The following is a 23,840-nucleotide window of genomic DNA, read 5'->3' on the forward strand; positions in this document are numbered from 1 at the left end:
GTTTGTAATGGATGTATCTGAACAATTTGAAGTACAAGAAATTGTTGCTGTTGAAGGTTCTTCTCTACAACTGAGTGTGCTTGAGCCACAGCCTGAAAAATTAACACAAGCATTGAGCGAATTTTTTGGTCAACATAAGCCTATTCGTCGTGCATTTATTGTTAATGCTTTGGAGCAAGGTGATGATGAGTCATTTTATTTGATTGGGCTAGAAATCACTGGAGAAGAAAATATTATTGCTCAGATACTCCCACAAGCTGCTGAAGCCGCTTTTGAGCACCTAGAAGAAGGACAATCTCTTGATTTCTGTTTTGTGAATAAAGATGAGCAAGGTGTAAGTCATTTTATGACTCACCATGTAACCCCTTTTTATCAACGCAAATTAGGGGGCTTTCTTCGTAAGGGTATTCCAATCGTTAATTTGAATACCTAACCTAGTTTTTTTGCAGTTTAGGCGATATCTCATCAGATATCGCTTTTTTTTACCCTATAATAAGAAAATGATTAAAATAGCAAATGGTTTGCATTTATATGTAACTCTTTGTTTTACTATTATTTTGCTTAAAAACGCACAAACAAATAATTAGTAAAGCCTAAATAAGGCTGTAGTATTAGATAATTAATTTACTTAATACGTTGTATATTATTATAGCCTGCATAAAACATCATATAATTCAGGGGTTGAATTAAAGGAAATGGATATGAATCGAGATCAATTTAGACAGTACACGGAAAAAAGAGGGTACCGTTGGTGTACACTTGCAGTGGTACTGGCTTCAGCATTAGCTTTAACAGGCTGTGATGATAACAAAACAGAAGATGAGCAATCTTCGACGAGTGATAACTCACAACCAACACAAGTTGCGGAACAAAAAAGCACATCGCAACAAACGACAACACAACTTGGTGATAAAACCGCAGTTACAACCAAAACGAATAATCAAACTGCATTAACTAGCCAAGAAGTGCGCAATGAACTTGCTCGTCGTTATGCAGGTAAAGAGGTGACTGTACTAGATGCCTCTGAATTACAACGCGATGGCGCAAGTACGATGGTAGTGACTTTTTCAGTACCACTCGATCCTGATCAGAAGTTTGATGATGTTATCCGTCTTGTTGATACTAAAAAAGGTAAATTAGAGGGGGCTTGGGAGCTATCTGATAATCTGATGGAGTTACGATTCCGCCATTTGCCACCTTCAACAGAGTTAAACCTGACTATTGATGCTCAAATTAAAGGAATTAACGAACGTAAATTAGTAGAGCCATTTAGCCAAAAATTTACTACAGAAGAGATTTTTCCATCGGTCGGCTTTACCAGTAAAGGCTCATTATTACCGTTAGAAGCAACGGAAGGTTTGCCAATTAGCGCATTAAATGTCGAACAAGTCGATGTTAACTTTTTTCGAGTTAAAGATGATCGGTTAACACAATTTTTAACTCAATGGGAAAGCCGCTCTAATATTAACTATTGGGAATCAGACGATTTTCTGTCACAAGCGGATTTGGTGTATAGCGGGCGCTTTGAACTTGATACAGAAAAAAACACCCGTGAAAATGTCTTATTACCACTCAAATCTATTGAAGCCCTGAAAAAAGAGGGCGTCTATATCGCCGTAATGCAGCAGGCAGGTAAATACTCCTATACCATGCCGGCAACGGTATTTACTTTTAGTGATATCGGTTTATCAGTACATAGCTACCTTAATACGCTAGATATTTTTACTCAATCCCTGAAAAATGGCGCAGCATTAGACAATATTGAAATTCGTCTTTTAGATGAAAAAGGTAATTTAATATCTAAAACAAAAACTGATAATCAAGGGCATGCCACATTAGAAAAGAGTGATAAAGCACGTTTATTACTCGCTATTCGTAATGGGCAAACCAGTATGATTGATTTGCGTAAACCAGCTCTTGATTTATCCGAGTTTGATATCGGCGGGCCACAAGGTTATAGCAAACAATTTTTTGTCTTTGGTCCACGCGATCTGTACCGCCCCGGCGAAACCTTAATCGTTAATGGTTTATTGCGAGATGGTGATGGAAACCCGATTAAAGAGCAACCTGTTAAAGTTGACTTATTAAAAACGGATGGTCAGGTTTCCCGTAGTTTTGTTTGGCAACCTGAAAATGGTTTTTATCAGTTGAAACTGATGATCCCTGAAAATGAGAGTACAGGTATTCGGAAATTACGTTTTGATTTAGGCGATGGCACGCCACGCTTCTACCAATTCCAAGTTGAAGATTTTATGCCTGAGCGTATGGCATTAGAGATCACCGGTAAAAAAGGCATTTTACTCAGTGGTAATAATGCTTATTTTGATATTAAAGGTCGTTATCTTTATGGTGCACCGGCAGCAGATAATCGCTTACAAGGGCAGGTTTTCTTAAAAGCTTCGCGAGAAGCAGTCAGTCAACTGCCGGGTTATGAATTTGGTGCCGTAAAAGATGAAAATTTAAGTCGTTTATTAGATGAATTTGAACTTACTCTTGATACGGATGGTGAAGGGGCATTAACGGTTGATAAAGACCGTTATGCTGAAGTGAAATCACCGATTAATATTATCTTACAAGCAAGCTTACTTGAAGCCGGAGGGCGTCCTGTTACTCGCCGTTATCAACAAGCGGTATGGCCAGCGACACATCTTGCGGGAATTCGCCCTGTTTTTGCTAAAAAAGAGGTGTATGACTACCGTAATGATAAATATAAATCAGGCTATAGTGTTGATGAAAACTCAATGGCGGAGTTTGAAATCGTTTATACCGATCAAGAGGGTAAAAAATTACCTGCTGATGACCTAAAAGTAAGATTTATTTACGAACGTTATGATTATTATTGGCGTTGGTCTAATTCAAATGGTTGGGAGTCTGGCTACAATCAAAAAGATCTGCAAATGGATGAGCAGACTATCAAAATAGCTAAAGATGGTACCGCAAAAGTGGCTTTCCCTGTTGAATGGGGTTCTTATCGTATAGAAGTGGTCGATCCTAAAACAGAACTTGTCAGTAGCTTACGTTTTTGGGCGGGCTATTCTTGGATGGATAATACTGGCGGAACCGGGGCAGTAAGACCTGATCAAGTTAAATTAAAATTAGATAAAGAGAGTTACTTACCGGGTGAAAAAGTCAAACTCAATATTGCAGCCCCTCATCCTGGTAAAGGTTATGTGCTATTAGAATCGAGTGATGGGCCGCTATGGTGGCAAGAGATTGATGTACCTGAAAAAGGGCTTGATGTTGAAGTACCTATTAATAAAGAGTGGGCAAGACACGATTTATATTTGACTTCGGTGGTGGTAAGACCGGGGGATACCTCCAAACAAGCGACGGTAAAACGTGCCGTAGGTATTTTGCATTTACCACTACAAGATAACAATCGCCGTATAGATATTGCACTGGATGCACCTGAAAAAATTCGTCCAAATCAAGATCTAAAAATTCGGATTAAAGCTAAGCCCGTTGCAGGCCAGCCATTGCCGGAAAACATCAATGTATTAGTGTCTGCAGTTGATACAGGTGTCTTAAATATTACCGACTATAAAACGCCTGATCCGTACGAAGCTTTCTTTGGTCGTAAGCGTTATAGCGTTGATCAATACGATGTTTATGGTCAGTTAATTGAAGGTGAAGGGCGTTTAGCCAACCTACGTTTTGGTGGTGATGGAAGCGAAGAAAGCGCATTATCTCGTGGTGGTAAAAAGCCATTAACAGATGTGCAAATCATTGCTCAACAAGCAACACCTGTAAAATTAAATGCACAAGGTGAAGGTGAGGTTTCTTTACCTATACCTGAGTTTAATGGTGAAGTCCGCCTTATGGCTCAAGCATGGACTGCGGATAAATTTGGTAGCCAAGAAGGTAAAGTTGTTGTTGCCGCGCCATTAGTTACTCAACTCTCATTACCACGCTTTATGGCTGGGGGAGATGATGCGTTACTGTCATTAGATTTAACTAACTTAACGGATGCACCACAATCTATTACGTTAAATTATACGGCATCAGGATTAGTTGATTTAGCGGGTGTCGATAGTAAAACCGTTTCATTATCGAAAGGTGAACGAACTCAAGTTCAAATCCCTATTACGGCAAAACATGGATTTGGTCAAGGAGAATTTTCCCTGTCTATTTATGGTATTAAAGTACCTAATGAAGAGATAAAACCTTATCAAAATACTTGGAAAATAGGTGTACGCCCTGCGTATCCTGCTGAGACAATACATTACGCCAATACATTAGCAGATGGTGAGTCTTGGCGCCTACCAAACGAAGCATTAAATCAATTTAATCGCTCAACGCTTGAGGGGGAATTATTACTTACCAGTCGCCCTCCGTTACAGGTAGCGCGTTATGTTAGAGAGTTATTTGCATATCCTTATGGATGTCTTGAGCAAACTGTTAGTGGATTATATCCATCCTTGTATTCAACAGAGAAAGAGTTGAAGCAATTGGGGATCAAAACACAAACAGATATGCAAAGAAAAGAAGCCATAGAAAAAGGGATTGCTCATATCTTAACAATGCAAAAATCCGAAGGAGGATTTGCCTTGTGGGCTCAAGGTGGGCGTGAAGAGTTTTGGTTAACGGCGTATGCAACAGATTTCTTATTTAGAGCGTCTCAACAAGGTTATGAAGTTCCTACTGAGGCATTAAAACGGGCAAATGATCGTCTACTACGTTATTTACAAGATAAAAACATTGTTAATGAAGAGTATGTGGTTAACCAAGATGCGGCTCGATTCTCAGCAAGAGCATATGCAGCTTTAGTTCTGGCTAATCAGCAAAAAGCCCCTTTGGGAGAATTGCGCCGTTTATATCTAGAACGTAATCAAGCGGGTAGTGGTTTAGCGCTTGTGCAGTTAGGTGTTGCTTTGAAATTGATGGGAGATAACTCTCGTGCTGAAAGCCTAATTGCTGAAGGTGTCACCATGCCACGTAAATATAATTACGGTTTAGGTGATTACGGCAGTACTATTCGTGACCAAGCGTTGATTATTGCGCTACTCAGTGAAAACAATTTGGAAACTCAAACTCGTGATGCCAGTGTTATTACATTATCTGATAACTTAACAGGGCGTGAATGGTTCTCTACACAAGAGAGTAACTCACTATACCTTGCTGGGCGTTTCTTTATTGATATGGCAGAGAAGCCTTGGGAAGTAACCATTAATCGTCAAGTGCCAGCAATGAGTAGTGATCGCGCAGTTAATGAAGCATTGACAGCAACACAATTGCAAGAAGGTTTAGAGCTAAACAACCAAGGTGGTACAACTATTTACTCTCGAATGAATGTTGTCGGATATCCAAAAGTTGCCCCAGCGCCTTATAGCAATGTATTGAAGATCAATCGTAGTTATTACGATCTAAAAGGCAATCGAGTCGATCCTAATCGCTTACAAAGTGGTGAAATGCTGGTGGTAAAATTAGAGGTTTCAGCTAATAGAGATGTACCTGATGCCTTAGTGGTTGATCTATTACCTGCGGGGCTTGAAATTGAAAATCAAAACTTAGCATCAAGTAGCGCAAGCTTAAGCGATAGCGCTGCTGATTTGCAGGAGTTTATTGATGATATGGGACAAGCCAATATAAAACATCTTGAATATCGTGATGATCGTTTTGTTGCTGCAATAGCGGTTGATAAATATCGTCCTACGACATTACTTTACTTAGCAAGAGCGGTAACTCCGGGGAGTTATCAAGTACCGCCACCGCAAGTTGAGTCAATGTATGTGCCTTATTGGCGTGCCGTAGGGGCAACAAAAAATAAAATTGATGTTGTGCCTTAAGCTAGACAGCCCTTTCTTCGGAAAGGGCTTTTTCCTTTGAGTGATTGAATGAAACTAGGATATAAGCGGTTAATCGCCGCGAGCGTTATTTTTCTATTAGTAACACCATTATTGCTATGGATAGCAGATAAGATCTGGCCACTGCCAGATCCCGAGCCTCAAATCGCCACCATAGTAACGGCTGAAGATGGAACACCACTTTGGCGTTTTGCTGATAAAGAAGGAATATGGCGTTATCACGTTACCCTTTCTGATGTTTCCCCTGAATATTTGCAGGCGTTGATAGCTTATGAAGATTGCTGGTTTTATCAGCACCCCGGTGTTAACCCTATAGCTATTTTACGTGCCGCATGGCAAGACTTAAGCTCGGGAAAAATTGTTTCTGGAGGCAGTACGCTTTCAATGCAAGTTGCACGTTTGATTGACCCCCACTCACGGACTTTAGGGGGAAAATTAAAACAATTATGGCGGACATTACAGCTCGAATGGTATTACTCAAAAGATGAGATTTTAGAAATTTATCTTAACCGTGCACCTTTTGGTGGCACTTTAGAAGGGATTGGCGCTGCAAGTTGGGCCTATTTAGGTAAATCTCCCGCTGATTTATCAGCAGGTGAAGCAACATTAATGGCGGTATTACCTCAAGCACCCAGTCGTTTAAGGCCAGACCGGTATCCAGAGCGTGCTCAAGCTGCACGGGATAAAGTATTAGATAGATTAGCGGAATATCAAATTTGGCCCAAAGAGAAAGTGGCTGAAATAAAGCAAGAGCAAGTGCTACTTGCACCAAGACAAACGCCACAACTCGCGCCATTATTGGCTCGGCGTATGTATAACGAGCAAAAAGCGCCGGTGATCACAACCACGATTGATATTAATCTTCAACGACAACTAGAAGAGCTAGCCAAACAGTGGAAATATCAGCTAGCCGATAAAACTTCTCTGGCAATACTTGTGGTCGATCACACGGATATGAGTGTTAAAGGCTATGTTGGATCGGCAGACTTTAATGATAATCAACGCTTTGGGCATGTTGATATGATAAGTGCATGGCGTTCACCGGGATCAACTTTAAAGCCTTTTATTTATGGTCTTGCTTTGGATGAAGGATTGATCCATGCAGAATCACTATTACAAGATGTTCCGCGCCGTTTTGAAGATTACCGTCCTGGTAATTTTGATACTGGATTTAACGGTGCCGTGAGTGCGAGTGAAGCCCTTAGTCGTTCATTAAATTTACCTGCCGTTCAATTAATAGAAGCTTACGGCGCAAAAAAATTTGCAGCTAAGTTGCGACATAATCACCTTGAAATGCGTTTTCCTTATGGCTCTGAACCTAATTTAGCGCTTATTTTAGGAGGAACAGCAACACGAATGGATCAATTAGTGGCGACTTTTAGTGCGCTTGCAAGGCATGGAAAGACCGCGCCGTTACGTTTTACGCCAGAGCAAACCATCAATGAACGTATGTTAATGTCACCCGGTGCTGCGTGGATCATTCGGCGAATTTTAGCGGGAGAGGCACGGCCTCGTCCTGATAGTGCTATTTCAGCGGTTGTTCCTTTGGCTTGGAAAACAGGCACAAGTTATGGTTATCGTGATGCATGGTCGATAGGTGTTAATGCGCGTTATACCATTGGTGTTTGGGTGGGGAGACCTGATGGCACACCTGTTGCGGGGCAGTTTGGATTTGCAACTGCTGTACCGATAATGAATCAAGTTAATAATTTATTGACAAGTTATTTTTATCAAAATAAACAGCGGCCTCCTGTTGATCCTAGGCCAAATAGTGTCTCAGCCGCAGCTATTTGTTGGCCAACGGGAAAAGCTTTGCCTAAAGAAGATAGTAACTGTCGAGTCAGCCGACGAAGCTGGATCCTTGATAATACTATTCCCCCAACACTATTGAATGAAAGCCAAGAGGGCATTTTAGGCATCAATGAAAAAGTATGGATAGATAAAGAAGGAAAACGTACAGGGCCTAATTGTCCTGGTGCTCAATTAAAGGATATTGCTTTATGGCCGATAGCATTAGATGCTTGGTTGCCTGAAAAAGAGCGTAGAGCAAAACGATTACCACCAATTTCATTAACATGTCCACCGATTAAAGAAGATATGATCCCATTGTATATCTCTGGGATAAGAAAAGGGGATTTATTGCGTCCATTGCCTGGTGAAACTCAGCTTGAAATAACGGTTTCTACACAAGGGGGAAGTGGTATGCAATGGTGGTTTTTAAATGGTGAACAAATCGGTAAAACTGAAAATGGGGCAACGTTCTCTTATTTATTAGAAAAACGTGGCAAATACCAACTTTCGGTGCTTGATCTTAGCGGTCAAACGGATATGGTGAATTTCAGTTTTCGTTAAATAAGTGCAGAGTTTAATCAAATGAAGGCCAAAAATGTGATTAAATCGATAAATTATAACTTTTTTGCCACAGTTTTTTAAAAAAAAGCGGGATTTCATCTGTGCAATTTATTGTTATCCCCCTATAATCAATCCCTTATTTTTGCAGGGGATACGGTTTTGAGCTGTTTTTCCATGATCTGCGATAAAAACAGGCAACATAAGTTGTTATTAATACAATATTTTGAGGTAATACATGGCTATTCAGCGCACTTTTTCTATTATCAAACCAAACGCAGTGAAAAAAAATGTTATTGGTGCAATCTATAACCGCTTTGAAAGTGCGGGTTTCAGCATCGTAGCAGCAAAAATGTTGCATTTAACTCGTGAACAAGCAGAAGGTTTTTATGAAGAGCATAAAGGCCGTCCTTTCTTTGATGGTTTAGTTGAGTTTATGACTTCTGGCCCTATCATGGTACAAGTATTAGAAGGCGAAAATGCTATCCAACGTCATCGTGACTTAATGGGTGCAACTAATCCTGATAACGCTTTAGCGGGTACTTTACGTGCTGATTACGCGGATAGCTTTACAGAAAATGCAGTGCATGGTTCAGATTCAGAAGCTTCAGCTGCGCGTGAAATTGCTTATTTCTTTACTGAAAACGAAATTTGCCCACGCTAATTTATTAGCATCTGTATACGAAAAAATGTACAATGCGACGCCCTGTTAATCTTTAATGGGGCGTCTTTTTATTAATTAATAAGTATCCCGTTAATAGATTTTATTAACGTAGGCCGCATAGTGTAACAACGAGGCAATGTCATGACCCAATCTACCACTCCAGCGCCAAGCGCTTCTGTCGCTGTTTCTAAAGAAAATACTGTGAATCAAAAAACAAAAATCAATCTGTTAGATTTAAATCGTAAACAGATGCGTGAGCTTTTTGTCTCTATGGGCGAAAAGCCTTTCCGCGCTGATCAAATCATGAAATGGATATACCATTATTGCTATGATGATTTTGATCAGATGACAGATATCAACAAAGTGCTGCGTGCGAAGTTAAAAGAGATTGCCGAAATCAAGGCACCTGAAGTGTCTGAAGAACAACGCTCTGCGGATGGCACTATTAAGTGGGCGATTAAAGTAGGCTCTCAACAAGTTGAAACAGTCTATATTCCTGAAGATGATCGTGCGACGTTATGTGTTTCATCACAAGTGGGTTGCGCGTTAGAGTGTAAATTCTGTTCAACGGCACAACAAGGTTTTAACCGTAACCTTAAAGTTTCTGAAATTATCGGCCAAGTGTGGCGTGCTGCTAAAATTATTGGTGCTTTAAAAGAGACAGGCCGTCGTCCAATCACTAATGTTGTTATGATGGGAATGGGTGAACCATTACTTAACCTTAACAATGTTATTCCGGCTCTTGAAATTATGATGGATGACTTTGGCTTTGGTTTATCTAAACGTCGAGTCACCGTGTCTACATCCGGTGTCGTACCTGCATTAGATAAATTAGCTGATGCGGTTGATGTTGCTTTAGCGATTTCATTGCATGCACCAACAGATGATATTCGTGATGAAATTGTTCCTATTAACAAGAAATATAATATTGAAATGTTTCTTGATGGCGTGCGTCGTTATATTGCTAAATCTAATGCAAACCAAGGTCGAGTTACTGTTGAGTATGTCATGCTTGATCATATTAATGACAGCACTGAACAAGCACATCAATTAGCAGAGTGCTTAAAAGATACACCTTGTAAAATCAACTTAATTCCATGGAACCCGTTCCCAGGCGCACCTTATGGACGTAGTTCTAATAGTCGCATTGATCGTTTCTCTAAAGTGTTAATGGAATATGGTTTCACCACTATTGTACGTAAAACTCGTGGTGATGATATTGACGCTGCCTGTGGTCAACTTGCTGGTGATGTGATTGACCGAACTAAGCGTACTCTGAAAAAACGTCTGCAAGGTGAACCAATTTCAGTAAAAGCAGTCTGATAGAGGTGGGTAACTCTCGCTTTGTGCTGTGTTTTTAAAACAAAGTAGAGAGTTGCAAGAATGGATTAATTTAAGGAAGATAACGATGATAAGGATGTCATCAAAGGTTGTTGCTATCTGCTTGGTGTTATTGACAATAGGCTGCCAATCAACAGCAAATAAAAAACATGTTGCAGTGCCTCTTCGTCTTCAATTAGGGGAAGCTTATCTGGCTGAGCAACAATATCAGATAGCCCAATATCATTTTCAAAAAGTGCTGTCAGTGATGCCTGAGCATCCTGAAGCAAATTTAGGAATGGCATTAACATCCCAGTTATTGGGAAATCCTATTCAGGCGCTAGATTATTACAAATTAGCGATGAAGTCGAAGCCAGTAAATGTTAATGTATTAAGGTTTTATGGTAATTTCCTTTGTGAACAAAATTTATTAAACAACAATAATGTGTTAATTGAGGATATACCGTCAGATTATTTGGTTTGTCAGCATGCTGAATACCAAAAATCACCAAATTCGCGATGAGGACGTTAAAAACTGTATTTTCTCGTGTTCATCAATGTTAAACATCCAATAGCCACAGTGCCTAGATTGCTAATGAATACTGAAAACAAAACCGAAGAAGTGAAATTAACAGCGGGTCAACTTTTACGTCAGGCACGTGAAAAAGCGGGGCTAACTCAGCAGACTGTTGCTGATCGACTTTGTTTGAAGTTAACAACAGTATGTGAAATTGAAGCTGATACTATCTCTTCTGGTATTGCACCGACATTTTTACGTGGTTATATGCGCTCTTATGCAAAACTTGTCGGTGTTCCTGAAAGCGCAATTCTAGGTCTAATTGATCAACAAGCCCCAATAAAACAAGTCAAAGTAACAACAACACAAAATTACTCATTGGGTAAGCGTCATAAAAAGCGTGAAGGCTGGTTGATGAAATTGACTTGGGTTATTGTAATAGCAATGATAGCTTTAGTCGGTTTATGGTGGTGGCAGGGGCATCAAGCCGATCAACAAGAATTAGTCTCTATGGCTTCGCAAGACATAGGACAAAATAGTCCGCAAGAAAACACCAATACGATAGAATCTCCTTTATCAACCTTAGATAATAATAGCCCATCATCTGAGGGTGAAAATGTACAAGTGCCTGCTTCTCCATTAGTAGATAATCAGGCTAATGAGGTTGCCGAGCCATCAGTAACAGATGCCACACCTGAGGCAGAAGTTAAAACAGTTCCATTACCGGTGTCACCATTAACCACATCAACGACTTCTCGTGCTGATTCTGCTGAAGGCAATTCAACACCCGCACCAATTGTGGAAAATCAACTGGTCTTGATGTTTGATGGTGAATGCTGGTTAGAAATTCGTAATGCTCAAAATAAAGTTTTATTTAATGGTATTAAGAAAGCCGGTGACCGTTTGGAATTTAATGGTGAGCAACCTTATAAACTAAAAATAGGCGCACCTTCTGTTACTCGTTTACAGTTTAATGGTGAAGCTGTTGACTTAAGCCGTTTTACTGGAAAAATAGCAAAAATAACAGTACCGAGCGCTTAATCTGACTATACATTTGAGCAAGCATGGAAGCATGGGAGAATTAATCAATGCATAAAGAATCACCTATTATTCGTCGTAAATCGACGCGAATTTATGTTGGTAATGTACCTATTGGCGATGGGGCTCCTATCGCGGTACAGTCGATGACGAACACACGAACAACAGACGTTGAAGCGACTGTAAACCAGATTAAGTCTCTGGAACGTGTTGGGGTGGATATTGTACGTGTTTCTGTACCAACTATGGATGCGGCTGAAGCATTCAAACTAATTAAGCAACAAGTGAAAGTACCTTTGGTCGCTGATATTCATTTTGATTATCGTATTGCACTTAAAGTTGCTGAATATGGTGTCGATTGTTTACGTATTAATCCTGGTAATATTGGTAATGAAGAGCGTATTCGTCAAGTTGTCGATTGTGCCCGGGATCGCAATATTCCCATTCGTATTGGTGTGAATGGGGGGTCACTAGAGAAAGATATTCAAGAAAAGTATGGTGAGCCAACCCCTGAAGCGCTAGTTGAATCGGCTATGCGCCACGTTGATATCTTAGATAAATTGAACTTCGATCAGTTTAAAGTTAGTGTAAAAGCTTCTGACGTTTTCCTTGCTGTTGATTCTTATCGTTTATTAGCGAAAAAAATTGATCAGCCTTTACATTTAGGGATCACCGAAGCTGGTGGTGCAAGAGCCGGATCAGTGAAATCAGCTATAGGCCTTGGGATCCTTCTATCAGAAGGTATCGGTGATACTTTACGTATCTCTTTAGCCGCAGATCCGGTTGAAGAAGTAAAAGTTGGCTTTGATATCTTAAAATCATTACGTATTCGCTCTCGTGGTATCAATTTTATTGCTTGCCCAACATGCTCTCGTCAAGAGTTTGATGTTATTGGTACAGTTAATGAATTAGAACAACGTCTTGAAGATATCATTACACCAATGGATGTTTCTATTATTGGCTGTGTGGTTAATGGTCCTGGTGAAGCCGAAGTTTCTACACTAGGTGTAACCGGAGCTAAAACACGCAGTGGTTTTTATGAAGACGGTGTAAGACAAAAAGAGCGTCTTGATAATAGTAATATGATTGATTTATTAGAGGCGAAAATCCGTACAAAAGCGGCAATGCTTGACGGCAACCTCCGAATTAATATAAATCAATTGGATAAATAACACGCAATTAACAGGCTCATTAACTAATGAGCCTGTATTACTATTGATTTCACATTGAATACTGATTGTTTTCGCTTCTATAATCAGTTTATTGATCAATTAATAACTATTAGAGAAAAAAAGTGGCACAAAAAATCCAAGCCATTCGTGGTATGAATGACTACCTACCTGCTGATACGCGGGTATGGCAGAAAATCGAAAATACGCTAAAACAAATTTTAGCCGGTTATGGTTTTAGTGAAATTAGAACACCTATCGTAGAGCATACCCCTCTATTTCAGCGAGCAATTGGTGAAGTGACCGATGTTGTTGAAAAAGAAATGTATACTTTTACCGATCGAGGTGAAGACGCACAAAGCTTAACCTTACGTCCTGAAAATACCGCAGGTTGTGTCCGCGCAGGAATTGAACATGGTTTACTTTATAACCAAGAGCAACGCTTATGGTATTTAGGGCCAATGTTCCGTTATGAACGCCCTCAAAAAGGTCGTTATCGCCAATTTCACCAATTAGGTGCAGAAGTATTTGGCCTACAAGGCCCCGATATTGATGCTGAACTGATTATGTTAACGGCACGCTGGTGGAAGGCTTTAGGTATTGCAGAGCACGTGACTTTAGAACTGAACTCTATTGGTTCACTCGAAGCGCGGGCAAAATACCGTGAAGCATTAGTCGCATTTTTAGAGCAACACGTTGATCAATTAGATGAAGATTGCAAACGTCGTATGTATTCTAACCCATTACGTGTTTTAGACTCTAAAAATCCTGAAATTCAGACTTTATTGAATGATGCGCCTGAACTTTTCGATTATCTTGATGACGAATCAAGAGAACACTTTGATGGTTTATGTGCATTACTTGATGCTGTAGGTATTACTTATCGTGTTAATCAGCGTTTAGTCCGAGGCTTAGATTATTATAACCGTACTGTTTTTGAATGGGTAACCAGTGCATTAGGTTCACAAGGAACGGTATGTGCGGGTGGTCGCTATGATGGATTAGTGAAACAATTAGGTGGACACCCAACGCCTGCGGTCGGTTTTGCCATGGGGATGGAGCGCATGATCTTATTAGTTCAAGCGGTTAATCCTGAGTTTGTTGCTGATACTCATGTCGCTGATGTTTACCTTGCGTCTTTTGGTGATAATAGCCAAAGTGCAGCATTAATGCTGGCAGAAGAAATCCGTGATCAATTACCTACATTGCGCTTAATGACCAATCACGGTAAAGGCAATTTTAAAAAGCAATTAGGACGTGCTGATAAACATGGTGCTAAAATCGCGTTAATTTTAGGTGAAGATGAAATTAACGCTGGCACAGTAGCCGTGAAAGATTTACGTTCAGGTGAACAGACCATTGTATCGCGTAGCGAACTGGCCCAACAATTGACGCTGTTATTAGGTTAAGGAGAGACTTGTGGAAGTTTATAGCACCGAAAACGAACAAGTTGATGCAATTAAACAGTTTTTAAAAAATTATGGTTTAACGATCATTCTCGCTATTGTCATTGGCGTGGGTGGAATTTGGGGTTGGAAATATTGGCAATCACATCAAGCCAACCGTCTACAAGAGAGTGCGGGTGAATTTGCAACAATAAATGAAGCATTAACTAAACCAACGCCTGAAAATATCGCATTAGCCGAAAAATTTGTTTCTGAAACTAACGATATTTATGGTGCTTTAGCCTCTTTAGAGTTAGCTCAATTAGCGATTGATGCCAACGATTTAGCCAAAGGTGAAACACACCTTACTAAAGCAATATCTATGGTAAAGAATGAAGCATTTGCAGATATGCTTAACCTTCGCTTAGCACGTGTGCAACTGGCATTAGATAAAACTGATGCTGCGTTAATTTCATTAGAGCAAGTGAAAAGTAAAGCATGGGATGGAATGAAAAATTATATCCGTGGTGATGTATTAGCGAAAAAAGGCGATAACGCAGGTGCAGCCGCCGCTTATCGTAATGCATTGAATGATGAAAATGCAGGCGCTATTCGTTCATTGGTTGAACTTAAACTCAATAATTTATCCAATTAAAGGGATCTTCAGACATGCAACTGCGTAAAACTCTCCTGATCGGTCTACTAGCATCAGCATTATTAGCTGGGTGTTCTAGTGAGCAGGATAATGTGACAATGTCTCCATTGCCTGAGGTGCAGAGCCAATTTACCCCTTATGTGGTGTGGGACAAATCGGTTGGCAATGGTATTGGAAAATACTATTCCCACTTGTCACCAGCATGGGATGGTTCAGTTGTGTATGTCGCTGATCGCCATGGGGTAGTTAAAGCATTAGAATTAGAAACGGGTAAAGAGATTTGGTCTCAAGATCTCTCAACTAAAAAAGGTTTCTTCTCCTCTAATGAATCAGCATTACTTTCCGGTGGTTTAACCGTCTCTGGTACTCGTGTTTTTGTCGGCACAGAAAAAGCAAAAGTGTATGCTTTAAATACAGATGATGGCTCTATTGATTGGGAGACAGATGTTGCCGGAGAAGCGATTTCCAAACCTGTTGTTAGTGATGGTTTAGTGCTTATTCATACCAGTAACGGTATGTTGCAAGGGCTTGATTTGCTGACAGGTGAAGTATCATGGACGGTCAACTTAGATACACCATCATTATCCGTACGTGGTGAATCAGCACCAGCTGTTGCTTATGGTGCAGCGATTGTGGGCGCTGATAATGGCCGTGTTAGTGCGGTGGTGTTATCTCAAGGGCAATTAGTTTGGCAGCAAAATATTTCACAAGTGAAAGGCTCTACTGAGATCAGCCGCTTAAATGATGTCGATATTACGCCAATTATTGATGAAAATACTGTTTATGCCATGGCTTACAACGGTAATTTAGTCAGTCTAGATATGCGTTCAGGGCAGATCATCTGGAAACGTGATTTAGGTTCAGTTAATGACATGGTACTTTTGGGTGACAATCTATACCTTGTCGACCAAAATGACCGAGTTTTAGCTGTGCGCAAATCTGATGGTGTGACATTATGGACACAAGAAGATCTACTGCACCGTAATTTAACCGCCCCGGCTATCGTTGATGGTTATTTAGTGGTGGGAGATGCAGAAGGCTATCTCCATTGGATTGATACCAGTACAGGCAAATTTATTGCTCAAAATAAAGTCAATAGCTCAGGTTTATTAAGCCGTCCACAGGCTGTTCAAGATAAACTGATGATCCAAGCACGTGACGGTAAACTTTATCTATATCGTCGGTAATTAAGCACTGACAAATATAATTATTTTACGGCTCCTTTAAAGGAGCCGTTTCGTCTTTTTAGTATTTACATGTAAAATACCATCAGATTTATGATTGTATTTTTATGAGGCATCAAAAAATGATACCCGTTATTGCCTTAGTAGGGCGCCCTAATGTGGGAAAATCCACATTATTTAACCGACTGACACGCACAAGAGACGCATTAGTTGCGGATTTTCCTGGACTTACCCGTGACCGTAAATATGGTCGTGCAGAATTAGACGGTGAAGAATTTATTATCATTGATACTGGTGGTATTGATGGTGCAGAAGAGGGTGTAGAAACCCATATGGCATCACAATCACTGCAAGCCATTCAAGAAGCCGATATTGTGCTATTTTTAGTCGATGCGCGAGCAGGATTAATGCCAGCCGACCAAGGTATTGCTAAACACTTGCGTGGTGTTGAGAAAAAAACCTATTTAGTGGCGAATAAAACAGATGGTATCGATATTGATACCGCCTTGGCTGATTTCTACTCTTTAGGATTAGGGGAAATATTCCCTATTGCTGCTTCACATGGTCGTGGTGTTTCTCAACTGATTGAGCAAGCGTTGTTACCTATTGTGGGTAAAGTCGTCGAAGAAGAGAAAGAATTAACAGAAGAAGAAGAGAATGCCGCTTATTGGGCTGCTTTAGAAGCAGAGCAGAAAGAGCAAGAAAAAGAGGAAGAAGAGGATGATTTCGATCCGACAACACTTCCTGTTAAATTAGCTATTGTAGGCCGCCCTAATGTAGGTAAATCAACTCTGACTAACCGTATGTTAGGTGAAGAGCGTGTTGTAGTTTACGATATGCCAGGCACTACCCGTGATAGTATTTACATACCGATGGAGCGTGATGGTAAGGAGTATATCCTTATTGATACCGCTGGCGTTCGTAAACGCGGAAAAGTAAAAGAAACGGTAGAAAAATTCTCAGTGATCAAAACATTACAAGCGATTGAAGATTGTAATGTTGCACTACTTGTTATTGATGCTCGTGAGGGGATTTCAGATCAAGACCTCTCTTTATTAGGTTATATTCTTAATTCTGGACGCTCTTTAGTTATTGCTGTCAATAAATGGGATGGTATGACCCAAGAAGATCGCGAACAAGTTAAAGATATGCTTGATCTCAAATTAGGTTTTGTTGATTTTGCCCGCGTTCATTTTATCTCGGCATTACATGGTAGTGGTGTTGGTAATCTGTTTGAGTCGATTCAAGAAGCCTATACTTGCGCGACACGTCGTGTTGGTACATCAATGTTGACGCGCATAATGAAGATGGCAGAGGATGATCACCAACCCCCTCTTATTCGTGGACGCCGTGTAAAAATGAAATATGCCCATGCTGGGGGATATAACCCACCTGTCGTGGTTATTCATGGTAACCAAGTGTCTGATTTACCTGATAGCTATAAACGCTATTTAATGAATTATTTCCGTCGCACACTACAAGTGATGGGAACTCCTATCCGTATTCAATTTAAAGAAGGGGAAAACCCTTATGCGGATAAGAAAAATAAATTAACAGCTTCGCAAATACGTAAGCGTAAGCGCTTAATGGCTCATTTAAAGAAATCAAAATAAATTAAATAGCCAGTTAAATATAGAATAAAAACTGAGTTCGTTTCACTGGACTCAGTTTTTTATGATGAGCATGAAAGCGCAAAGCCCAGAGCATATAAAGTGGTTGTATAAATACTATGTCGTCTTTAGCCGAAGTATAGATGAAAAGTGATGTTTAATAACGCCCGTTCAAGCATAGTTAAGATCTTTGTAAGTATAAAGGTGTGGAAATAATCGAAGGATATTCAATCTTGTCCACTTTACCTAAAATAAAACAGCTATAATTATATTTTCAGCCGGAGGTCATTAAGTCGATGTTTGCAGAAAATAATCTTGAAAATCGTGTCATGAAAGAATTCTTTATAAAAAAGGAATAACTGAAAGCATCCTGCATTGAGTCATTAAAAGAGACATATTTATGTCAGCCTACTTACCAACTGATATTATTGCCTCACTTCGGTTGCGGTATCGAGGCTATTTGTTTAGTCATAAACGTGTTTATTGCCGATAAGGATTAAATCTAAAGCGCCGGATTAAAAAGCTCTTCCTGTTCGAGAAAAAAGACCATTAATAATTGAGAAAACACTGAATATTCTATGAACGTTAGATTTCATGCACGATAGTTTATATTGTGGTAAGTGTGTTTAGAATACGCAAGATTATAGATGAAGGAACGCGTGAATGTTCAGCAATTGAGGTTGATATGTAATCACTCTCAGAGCGTATTATAAGGAAGCTTGAATGATTAAAAATGGAAGAGGATTGCCAAAAACAGATTCGAGTCAATAAGAGTCCTGAATTTTTTCAGTCAACTTATTGAATTATTATAAAGATAGCTAATTTTCGCTATTGCTATATTCAATAGGGTAAACCGCAACAAAATGGGGTTATTGAGAGTTTTAATGAGTTATTTCGCCGAAAGTTTTTAAATGCTTATTTATTTGAATCGTTAATTTAAATTCAAGAATTAGTGTGGTTTGGCTGTAAAATTATAATCAAAATCGGACTCATGAAAGTTTTAATAATTTCCCACAGGAGACATATCGAAAAACGGTTAGAAAATTCTAATTTAACGTGTCTTAATTAATGGCAAGAGTGCAACATCTCGATCTTCTTTGATTACTTAATGTAGAATATCAAGTAAATTTTTTATAAGAGGATATTATGAAAATTAGAACTTATGGTTGGATTCAAAATCCATCATCGTTTCAATCATTAAAGAAAGTAGTGCAAATATTTGATGTTAATTCATTACATTATCAAAATTTAAAGGATAACTTAATTGAGACTATTTATAATGAAAATGTTAAATCCGAACTTAAAGGTAAGCTACTGAATAATATAGATAAGTTTAATTACCTGGAATTGGTCGGAACTTCTAAAAATAAAGAAGGTAAGGCAGCTAAATCAAGAAAAACTGCGGTTGCCGATGCGCTAATTCAAATAAGTATTGAACCTCAACAAATGGGAGCAACTGGTAAAACATGGACAGATAACTGGACTGCAGATGGTTTTCTTAGATGGGCAGTTAGCTTTAATTTTGTTAAAGTGAATAGAAAAACCGATACTTTTAGTATCACAGAAAAAGGTTTAGCATTTTCACAAGCAAAAGATGAAGAACAGGAACTTGAAATACTAAGAGCAGCTCTGTTGGCATATCCTCCAGCAACTCAAATTTTATCTCTATTAGAAAAAAGTGAAACTTACTGTACTAAGTATTACCTAGGCTCTAAACTAGGTTTTCGAGGTGAAAAAGGGTTTACTTCATATAATGAAGATATAATGTATAATTGGTTGTCATCAGCTACTCCAGAAGAGAAACGGAAAATTAAGTCTAATATTGAGGGAACCAGTGATAAGTATGCTCGAGGCATTTGTAATTGGTTGAAAAATGTTGGTTTTATTGAAACTAAACAAGTAAAAAGAACCTTCTCAAATGGGAGAAATGAAGGGTTTCAGGGGTACAAAATTACTGCTAGAGGAATTGCAGCTTTACACCGTTCTAAAGGATATTCTAGTAATAAACGTATTGAAAAATTTGTAATGTGGGAATTTTTCGCTACAGATGGACATAATAGAGATTATGTACGAACTCGGCGTGCATTTATTGTAAAATTGCTACACTCACCCATTTCATTGAATAAGTTAGTTTCTGAAATGAGAAATAAAGGGTTTCATGATTCCAAAGAAATATTTCAGTCAGATATTGAGGGATTAAAATTATTTGGTTTGCGTATAAATCATCAAAATAATAAATTTAAACTATTAGATAAAGTCTCAGATTTTTCTATTCCTCAACTAAATCTTACCACTGAGTTGCGTGATGAGTTGATAGAACAGCAAAAAGCTATATTTTTGCAAAAGACAAAACTGCCAATAGAATATATAGAATTACTCGAAATTGCACGAGATGGTAATCGCAGTAGAGATTTTGAAATTATTACAATGGGGCTATTTAGGGATATATACAAAATAAATTCTACGGTATTGGGGGGCTCTCGTAAACCTGATGGCTTATTACATATGTCTGATTTTGGTGTGATTGTAGATACGAAAGCCTATGCAGATGGATACTCGAAAAATATCGCTCAAGCAGATGAGATGATTCGCTATATCGAAGACAATAAACGTAGAGATTCTAATAGAAATCCAACGAAATGGTGGGAAATTTTTCCACAAACAATTCCTGAAAATAAATTTTATTTTTTATGGATATCAAGCTCTTTCGTTAATAAGTTTCCTGAACAACTTAATTATACGGCACAAGAAACCCAAACAGTAGGCGCAGCACTAAATGTGGAACAGCTACTGCTGGGAGCTGATGCAATACTTAAAAATAAGTTAACAATAAGAAAAGTTGTTGACTCTTTTAAAAATCAGGAAATTTATTTTGTACCATCTATATTGAATAATTAGTAATTAATACCTCTACACTACCTTGTTTAGAGGTATTATACGAAGCATTGCTATAATGAAAGTTAAGATAGTGGACTTGGAAATTATTCTCTGAAATAAAATTTTTTAACATGTCATGACTTTGACCTTTATGTTCTAATACATTACTTAAAGCAAAGCGTATATTTTTTTCATTTAACTGAAGGATAAGTTGATACATCTCTAGTTCTTGCTTTTTCCCCCAATTCTGAAACCCTCTATTTCCATCATTATAACTGCCAGTAGTTATGAGATATGGAGGGTCCAAATAAACGAAATCCTGTTTATTTAATTTACTTATATCAAAATCTTGAATAAAGTAATCCGTAAATATTGCATTAAGCGCTTTTAAACGTTGAGTGAAACATTTTAAATTATCTTTCATCCTTTCATTGAAACTACTTCTATCTCGTCCAAAAGGATTATTAAATTTCATATTATTATTGAATCGGAATTGGTAGTTGTAGCTAAATGACGATAAAACATATAAATCTAATGGGTTAGGGTTGCGATTGTAATCTTCTCTAAATTTTAGGAAGCCTTCTTCATTAGTTTTGCTTAGTCCATATTGAGCAATTCTACTCTCAATTAATTGAATTATAGATTCTATAGGTGTCTTTTGAAAAAATCTAAACATTTCATTGATTCGATAATTCATATCATTAAAGATGTGTTTCTCAGCAGTAACATTAATACCAACATTAGCTCCACCACTAAATAAATCAACGAATGTTCTAATATTACTCGGAAAAAAAGGTAGAATTTGCTTTAATAATCGATACTTACCTCCAATATAATTTAATGGACTTTTAACCCATTTTTTTTGTGGGGCATCAGTTGGTTTCAATCTAGTCTCTTTATTATTGATTATGGTTTTTGATTTAAATGGTTTCTTTTGAATATAAAACAACAGTTCGCATAACTCGGTTTTTACGGATCTTTGTTTGGATTGATATTTGCGATAGGGTATACGCTGTATATCAACATAACCATTTAATGAATATTTTTTTAATAACTCAATTAACTCATTCTCAGAAATTATTCCTTCTGTATTATAGCTAAGCAGAACATGTGTAGCATCAATATGCGCAATTAAATCTTCCATCACATTCCGAGCAGCTTTACTTGTCGAAAAATCACTTTTTAGTTCACTCCAATTAAAAATCTTAGTTTTACCTTTTAAAGGAGGTTTTGTATGTCTAGCGATATTTTCTAATAAATGGTAATTGGAAGCATATTGTCGATTATTGTAAGGGGTATCAATATAAGCAATATCAACGCTTATTTTTCTAATGAGTGTATTAGCATTTTCATTAAATGCTTTGTTACGGCAGCCATTATCGATAACTGATGGAAAGATCAAATTTAATTCATTTAAAGCTCTTTTATCCCAATGTTTTAAATAAGCGCCATAAGTGCCCGTAATATTACTAATGAAAGGTAGAGCTTCAATAAGTGAATTTAATAGATATAAATATTCGTGTTGGTTAATGTTATTATTTTTTTTCCAACAGTCTAACGTATTGTGAATGAAATCGACTCTTTTGGCATTTTCTACCGTAAGATACATGGCATCGCCTGTAGGTGAGTAGCTTAATTCGTAGTATTCGCTAGGTAAATGATTTACTGGAGTATCCATTAAGTAGGATAGTGGATTATGAATTCCTAATTTTTTTAGTTGTTCAAAATTAGGGCGGATATTTGCTTCAATTAAAGCTTTCGCGTTAACGTAACTAAAATACAATAGGTCATTGCTATAAATGGTGTAGTGAGGTTTGAAAAATAATCCAACACTATTTGTGCCGGCGAATAAATCCAAAAAGGTTTTTTCTGTACCATTAGTATGTTTATCTAACATATTTTTGATATGTTGTAACAATAATTTTTTAGAACCAATGTAGCGCATTATTTAACATCCGATAACATCCTTATTTTACTAGTTTAGCAATATCAATTTAGTTTCGCAAGTAAATGCCTAAAAGTGAAATATAAAAACTCACAAATAACTTAAACTTCTAATTCTTTATTTATTTTTTTTAAACTGTTGTAAGGGATTGTCTATTTTCACTAAATGAGATAGGTATCATTAGACTTCCTGCCTTAAAAATTACAGGGGTTATGATGAAAAAACTAGTTTTACCGAAACTAAAATCGTTAATATCTTAAGACGCGATGATTCAGGTATGAAAGTAGAAAATATTTATCGGCAAAATGGGATTAGCAACACTACTTACTATAACAAGAGATCAAAGTACGGTATTCCTGGAAGTTAATGATGTTAACTGATTAAAAGAGCTTGAAGAGGAAAATGTCAAGCTTAAAAAAGTGTTTGTAGCAGTTAGTCATGAAAATCATGCTATGAAGAAATTTTTCGCAAAAAGGGTTGGTAGTGGCGGAGAAGAAATTCTGTACTGAGGATTTAAAAGAAGCTGGTTTATCAGTCATTAAACCTTGTAAATTAACATTATTATTTCGGGCAACATTTTATCGTCGACAGCTAAATTGACGTGAAAGAGATCGTGCTGTGATTGATGCAGTGTAATCAGCCTTAGCTAAATCGCCACAATTAGGATTTTGAAAATGCTATTTTGGTTAAGATTTTAAGGGTATCCTTTTAATCATAAACGAATTTATTGCGTTTATTGTCGCTTAGGATTAAACTTGAAACGCCGCGTTAGAAAAGTGCTACCTACATATGAGAAAGACCATTATATGTTGATAGAAACACCAAACATTCAATGGCCCTAGACTTTATGCATAACAGTTTATATTGCAGTAAACGAAAACAGTTAGAAAACTCTAATTTGAAGTATCCCAATTAATGGGGAATAGACATCAACAGATACTCTATTTTTAATATTACATCAATGCTTTTTGCTAAGGTATTTTGATAGCAATAGTAGCCATTATATCATAGAATATTATATATTTATGAATAATATCCTGGTATTCCGGTGAACAATATTGTAGATTTCTATCAGACAGATTTATGGAATAATGGTATTTTTTAACGTCGTCTTTTTAATCATCTTTGTTTTCTCGTTGTTATCAAGATAATAACCTACTTATTTCGTGAATAAGCATTTGTAAGTAACCTTAAAATAGGTAATATCCGTCATAGTTGTTCAGGTTGTGTCAGAATAAACCCTAATTTAATTAAATTAGGGGGGTGATGAAAACGATGGTGGCTGAGCATTGCTCGACGATAAAACCGTTGATTAGGCACTAA

14 protein-coding genes and 2 pseudogenes are annotated in these 23,840 nt (G+C 37.9%); 15 read left to right on the forward strand and 1 reads right to left on the reverse strand.

Annotated features, from left to right (window positions below; genetic code table 11):
- Positions 1-7: 7 nt before the first annotated feature.
- From AACV01_RS13680 to AACV01_RS13740, 14 genes and pseudogenes are all read left to right on the forward strand, one after another.
- Positions 8-433 (forward strand): enhanced serine sensitivity protein SseB C-terminal domain-containing protein, encoded by a 426-nt coding sequence (locus tag AACV01_RS13680; RefSeq protein WP_004248435.1) that lies wholly within the window; start codon positions 8-10, stop codon positions 431-433.
- A gap of 268 nt (positions 434-701) precedes the next feature.
- Positions 702-5,786: an alpha-2-macroglobulin family protein gene (locus AACV01_RS13685; protein ID WP_004248434.1), complete on the forward strand. Its 5,085-nt coding sequence runs from the start codon at positions 702-704 to the stop codon at positions 5,784-5,786.
- Positions 5,787-5,834: 48 nt separating this feature from the next.
- Positions 5,835-8,156 (forward strand): peptidoglycan glycosyltransferase PbpC, encoded by a 2,322-nt coding sequence (pbpC, locus tag AACV01_RS13690; RefSeq protein WP_161683107.1) that lies wholly within the window; start codon positions 5,835-5,837, stop codon positions 8,154-8,156.
- A gap of 235 nt (positions 8,157-8,391) precedes the next feature.
- A complete protein-coding gene (gene ndk / locus AACV01_RS13695) occupies positions 8,392-8,817 on the forward strand; it encodes a nucleoside-diphosphate kinase (protein WP_004243827.1) in 426 nt (141 codons plus the stop codon).
- Between the two features lie 141 nt (positions 8,818-8,958).
- Entirely contained in the window at positions 8,959-10,140 is a 1,182-nt protein-coding gene (locus AACV01_RS13700) for a bifunctional tRNA (adenosine(37)-C2)-methyltransferase TrmG/ribosomal RNA large subunit methyltransferase RlmN (protein ID WP_004243825.1), read from the forward strand.
- 85 nt (positions 10,141-10,225) lie between these two features.
- A complete protein-coding gene (locus AACV01_RS13705; RefSeq protein WP_004243824.1) occupies positions 10,226-10,660 on the forward strand; it encodes a hypothetical protein in 435 nt (144 codons plus the stop codon).
- A 72-nt stretch (positions 10,661-10,732) separates the two neighbouring features.
- Positions 10,733-11,695: a cytoskeleton protein RodZ gene (gene rodZ, locus AACV01_RS13710; protein ID WP_161683109.1), complete on the forward strand. Its 963-nt coding sequence runs from the start codon at positions 10,733-10,735 to the stop codon at positions 11,693-11,695.
- 47 nt (positions 11,696-11,742) lie between these two features.
- The gene (gene ispG / locus AACV01_RS13715; protein ID WP_004243820.1) at positions 11,743-12,864 is read left to right on the forward strand and encodes a flavodoxin-dependent (E)-4-hydroxy-3-methylbut-2-enyl-diphosphate synthase; all 1,122 of its coding nucleotides are present in this window, start codon (positions 11,743-11,745) and stop codon (positions 12,862-12,864) included.
- A gap of 122 nt (positions 12,865-12,986) precedes the next feature.
- Positions 12,987-14,270, forward strand: a complete 1,284-nt coding sequence (gene hisS / locus AACV01_RS13720) for a histidine--tRNA ligase (RefSeq protein ID WP_004243819.1) — start codon at positions 12,987-12,989, stop codon at positions 14,268-14,270.
- 10 nt (positions 14,271-14,280) lie between these two features.
- On the forward strand, positions 14,281-14,901 hold the full coding sequence (locus AACV01_RS13725) for a YfgM family protein (RefSeq protein WP_004243818.1): 621 nt from the start codon (positions 14,281-14,283) through the stop codon (positions 14,899-14,901).
- 14 nt (positions 14,902-14,915) lie between these two features.
- Positions 14,916-16,088, forward strand: coding sequence for an outer membrane protein assembly factor BamB (gene bamB, locus AACV01_RS13730; protein WP_004243816.1), 1,173 nt, complete (start codon positions 14,916-14,918; stop codon positions 16,086-16,088).
- A gap of 119 nt (positions 16,089-16,207) precedes the next feature.
- A complete protein-coding gene (gene der, locus AACV01_RS13735) occupies positions 16,208-17,698 on the forward strand; it encodes a ribosome biogenesis GTPase Der (RefSeq protein WP_161683111.1) in 1,491 nt (496 codons plus the stop codon).
- 436 nt (positions 17,699-18,134) lie between these two features.
- Positions 18,135-18,764, forward strand: a pseudogene (locus AACV01_RS17890) (integrase core domain-containing protein); the annotation flags it as partial.
- A 77-nt stretch (positions 18,765-18,841) separates the two neighbouring features.
- The gene (locus AACV01_RS13740) at positions 18,842-20,593 is read left to right on the forward strand and encodes a restriction endonuclease FokI C-terminal domain-containing protein (protein WP_161683113.1); all 1,752 of its coding nucleotides are present in this window, start codon (positions 18,842-18,844) and stop codon (positions 20,591-20,593) included.
- Here AACV01_RS13740 and AACV01_RS13745 read toward each other — a convergent pair.
- Positions 20,577-22,517 (reverse strand): Dam family site-specific DNA-(adenine-N6)-methyltransferase, encoded by a 1,941-nt coding sequence (locus tag AACV01_RS13745; RefSeq protein ID WP_161683115.1) that lies wholly within the window; start codon positions 22,515-22,517, stop codon positions 20,577-20,579. The genes AACV01_RS13740 and AACV01_RS13745 overlap by 17 nt on opposite strands.
- A 244-nt stretch (positions 22,518-22,761) precedes the next feature.
- On the opposite strand from AACV01_RS13745, the pseudogene AACV01_RS13750 reads away from it, so the two are divergent.
- A pseudogene (locus tag AACV01_RS13750) lies at positions 22,762-23,394 on the forward strand (transposase); the annotation flags it as partial.
- Positions 23,395-23,840 lie beyond the last annotated feature (446 nt).

Source organism: Proteus sp. G2609 (assembly GCF_963896135.1).
Taxonomy (GTDB): Bacteria; Pseudomonadota; Gammaproteobacteria; order Enterobacterales; family Enterobacteriaceae; genus Proteus; species Proteus mirabilis.

Bases quoted from the DNA above. Each gene is read 5' to 3' on its own strand.
- AACV01_RS13685 (WP_004248434.1), top strand. From the start codon at position 702: ATGAATCGAGATCAATTTAGACAGTACACGGAAAAAAGAGGGTACCGT.
- rodZ (WP_161683109.1), top strand. From the start codon at position 10,733: ATGAATACTGAAAACAAAACCGAAGAAGTGAAATTAACAGCGGGTCAA.
- AACV01_RS13680 (WP_004248435.1), top strand. From the start codon at position 8: ATGGATGTATCTGAACAATTTGAAGTACAAGAAATTGTTGCTGTTGAA.
- AACV01_RS13740 (WP_161683113.1), top strand. From the start codon at position 18,842: ATGAAAATTAGAACTTATGGTTGGATTCAAAATCCATCATCGTTTCAA.
- ndk (WP_004243827.1), top strand. From the start codon at position 8,392: ATGGCTATTCAGCGCACTTTTTCTATTATCAAACCAAACGCAGTGAAA.
- pbpC (WP_161683107.1), top strand. From the start codon at position 5,835: ATGAAACTAGGATATAAGCGGTTAATCGCCGCGAGCGTTATTTTTCTA.
- AACV01_RS13745 (WP_161683115.1), bottom strand. From the start codon at position 22,517: ATGCGCTACATTGGTTCTAAAAAATTATTGTTACAACATATCAAAAAT.
- bamB (WP_004243816.1), top strand. From the start codon at position 14,916: ATGCAACTGCGTAAAACTCTCCTGATCGGTCTACTAGCATCAGCATTA.
- ispG (WP_004243820.1), top strand. From the start codon at position 11,743: ATGCATAAAGAATCACCTATTATTCGTCGTAAATCGACGCGAATTTAT.
- AACV01_RS13700 (WP_004243825.1), top strand. From the start codon at position 8,959: ATGACCCAATCTACCACTCCAGCGCCAAGCGCTTCTGTCGCTGTTTCT.
- AACV01_RS13705 (WP_004243824.1), top strand. From the start codon at position 10,226: ATGATAAGGATGTCATCAAAGGTTGTTGCTATCTGCTTGGTGTTATTG.
- der (WP_161683111.1), top strand. From the start codon at position 16,208: ATGATACCCGTTATTGCCTTAGTAGGGCGCCCTAATGTGGGAAAATCC.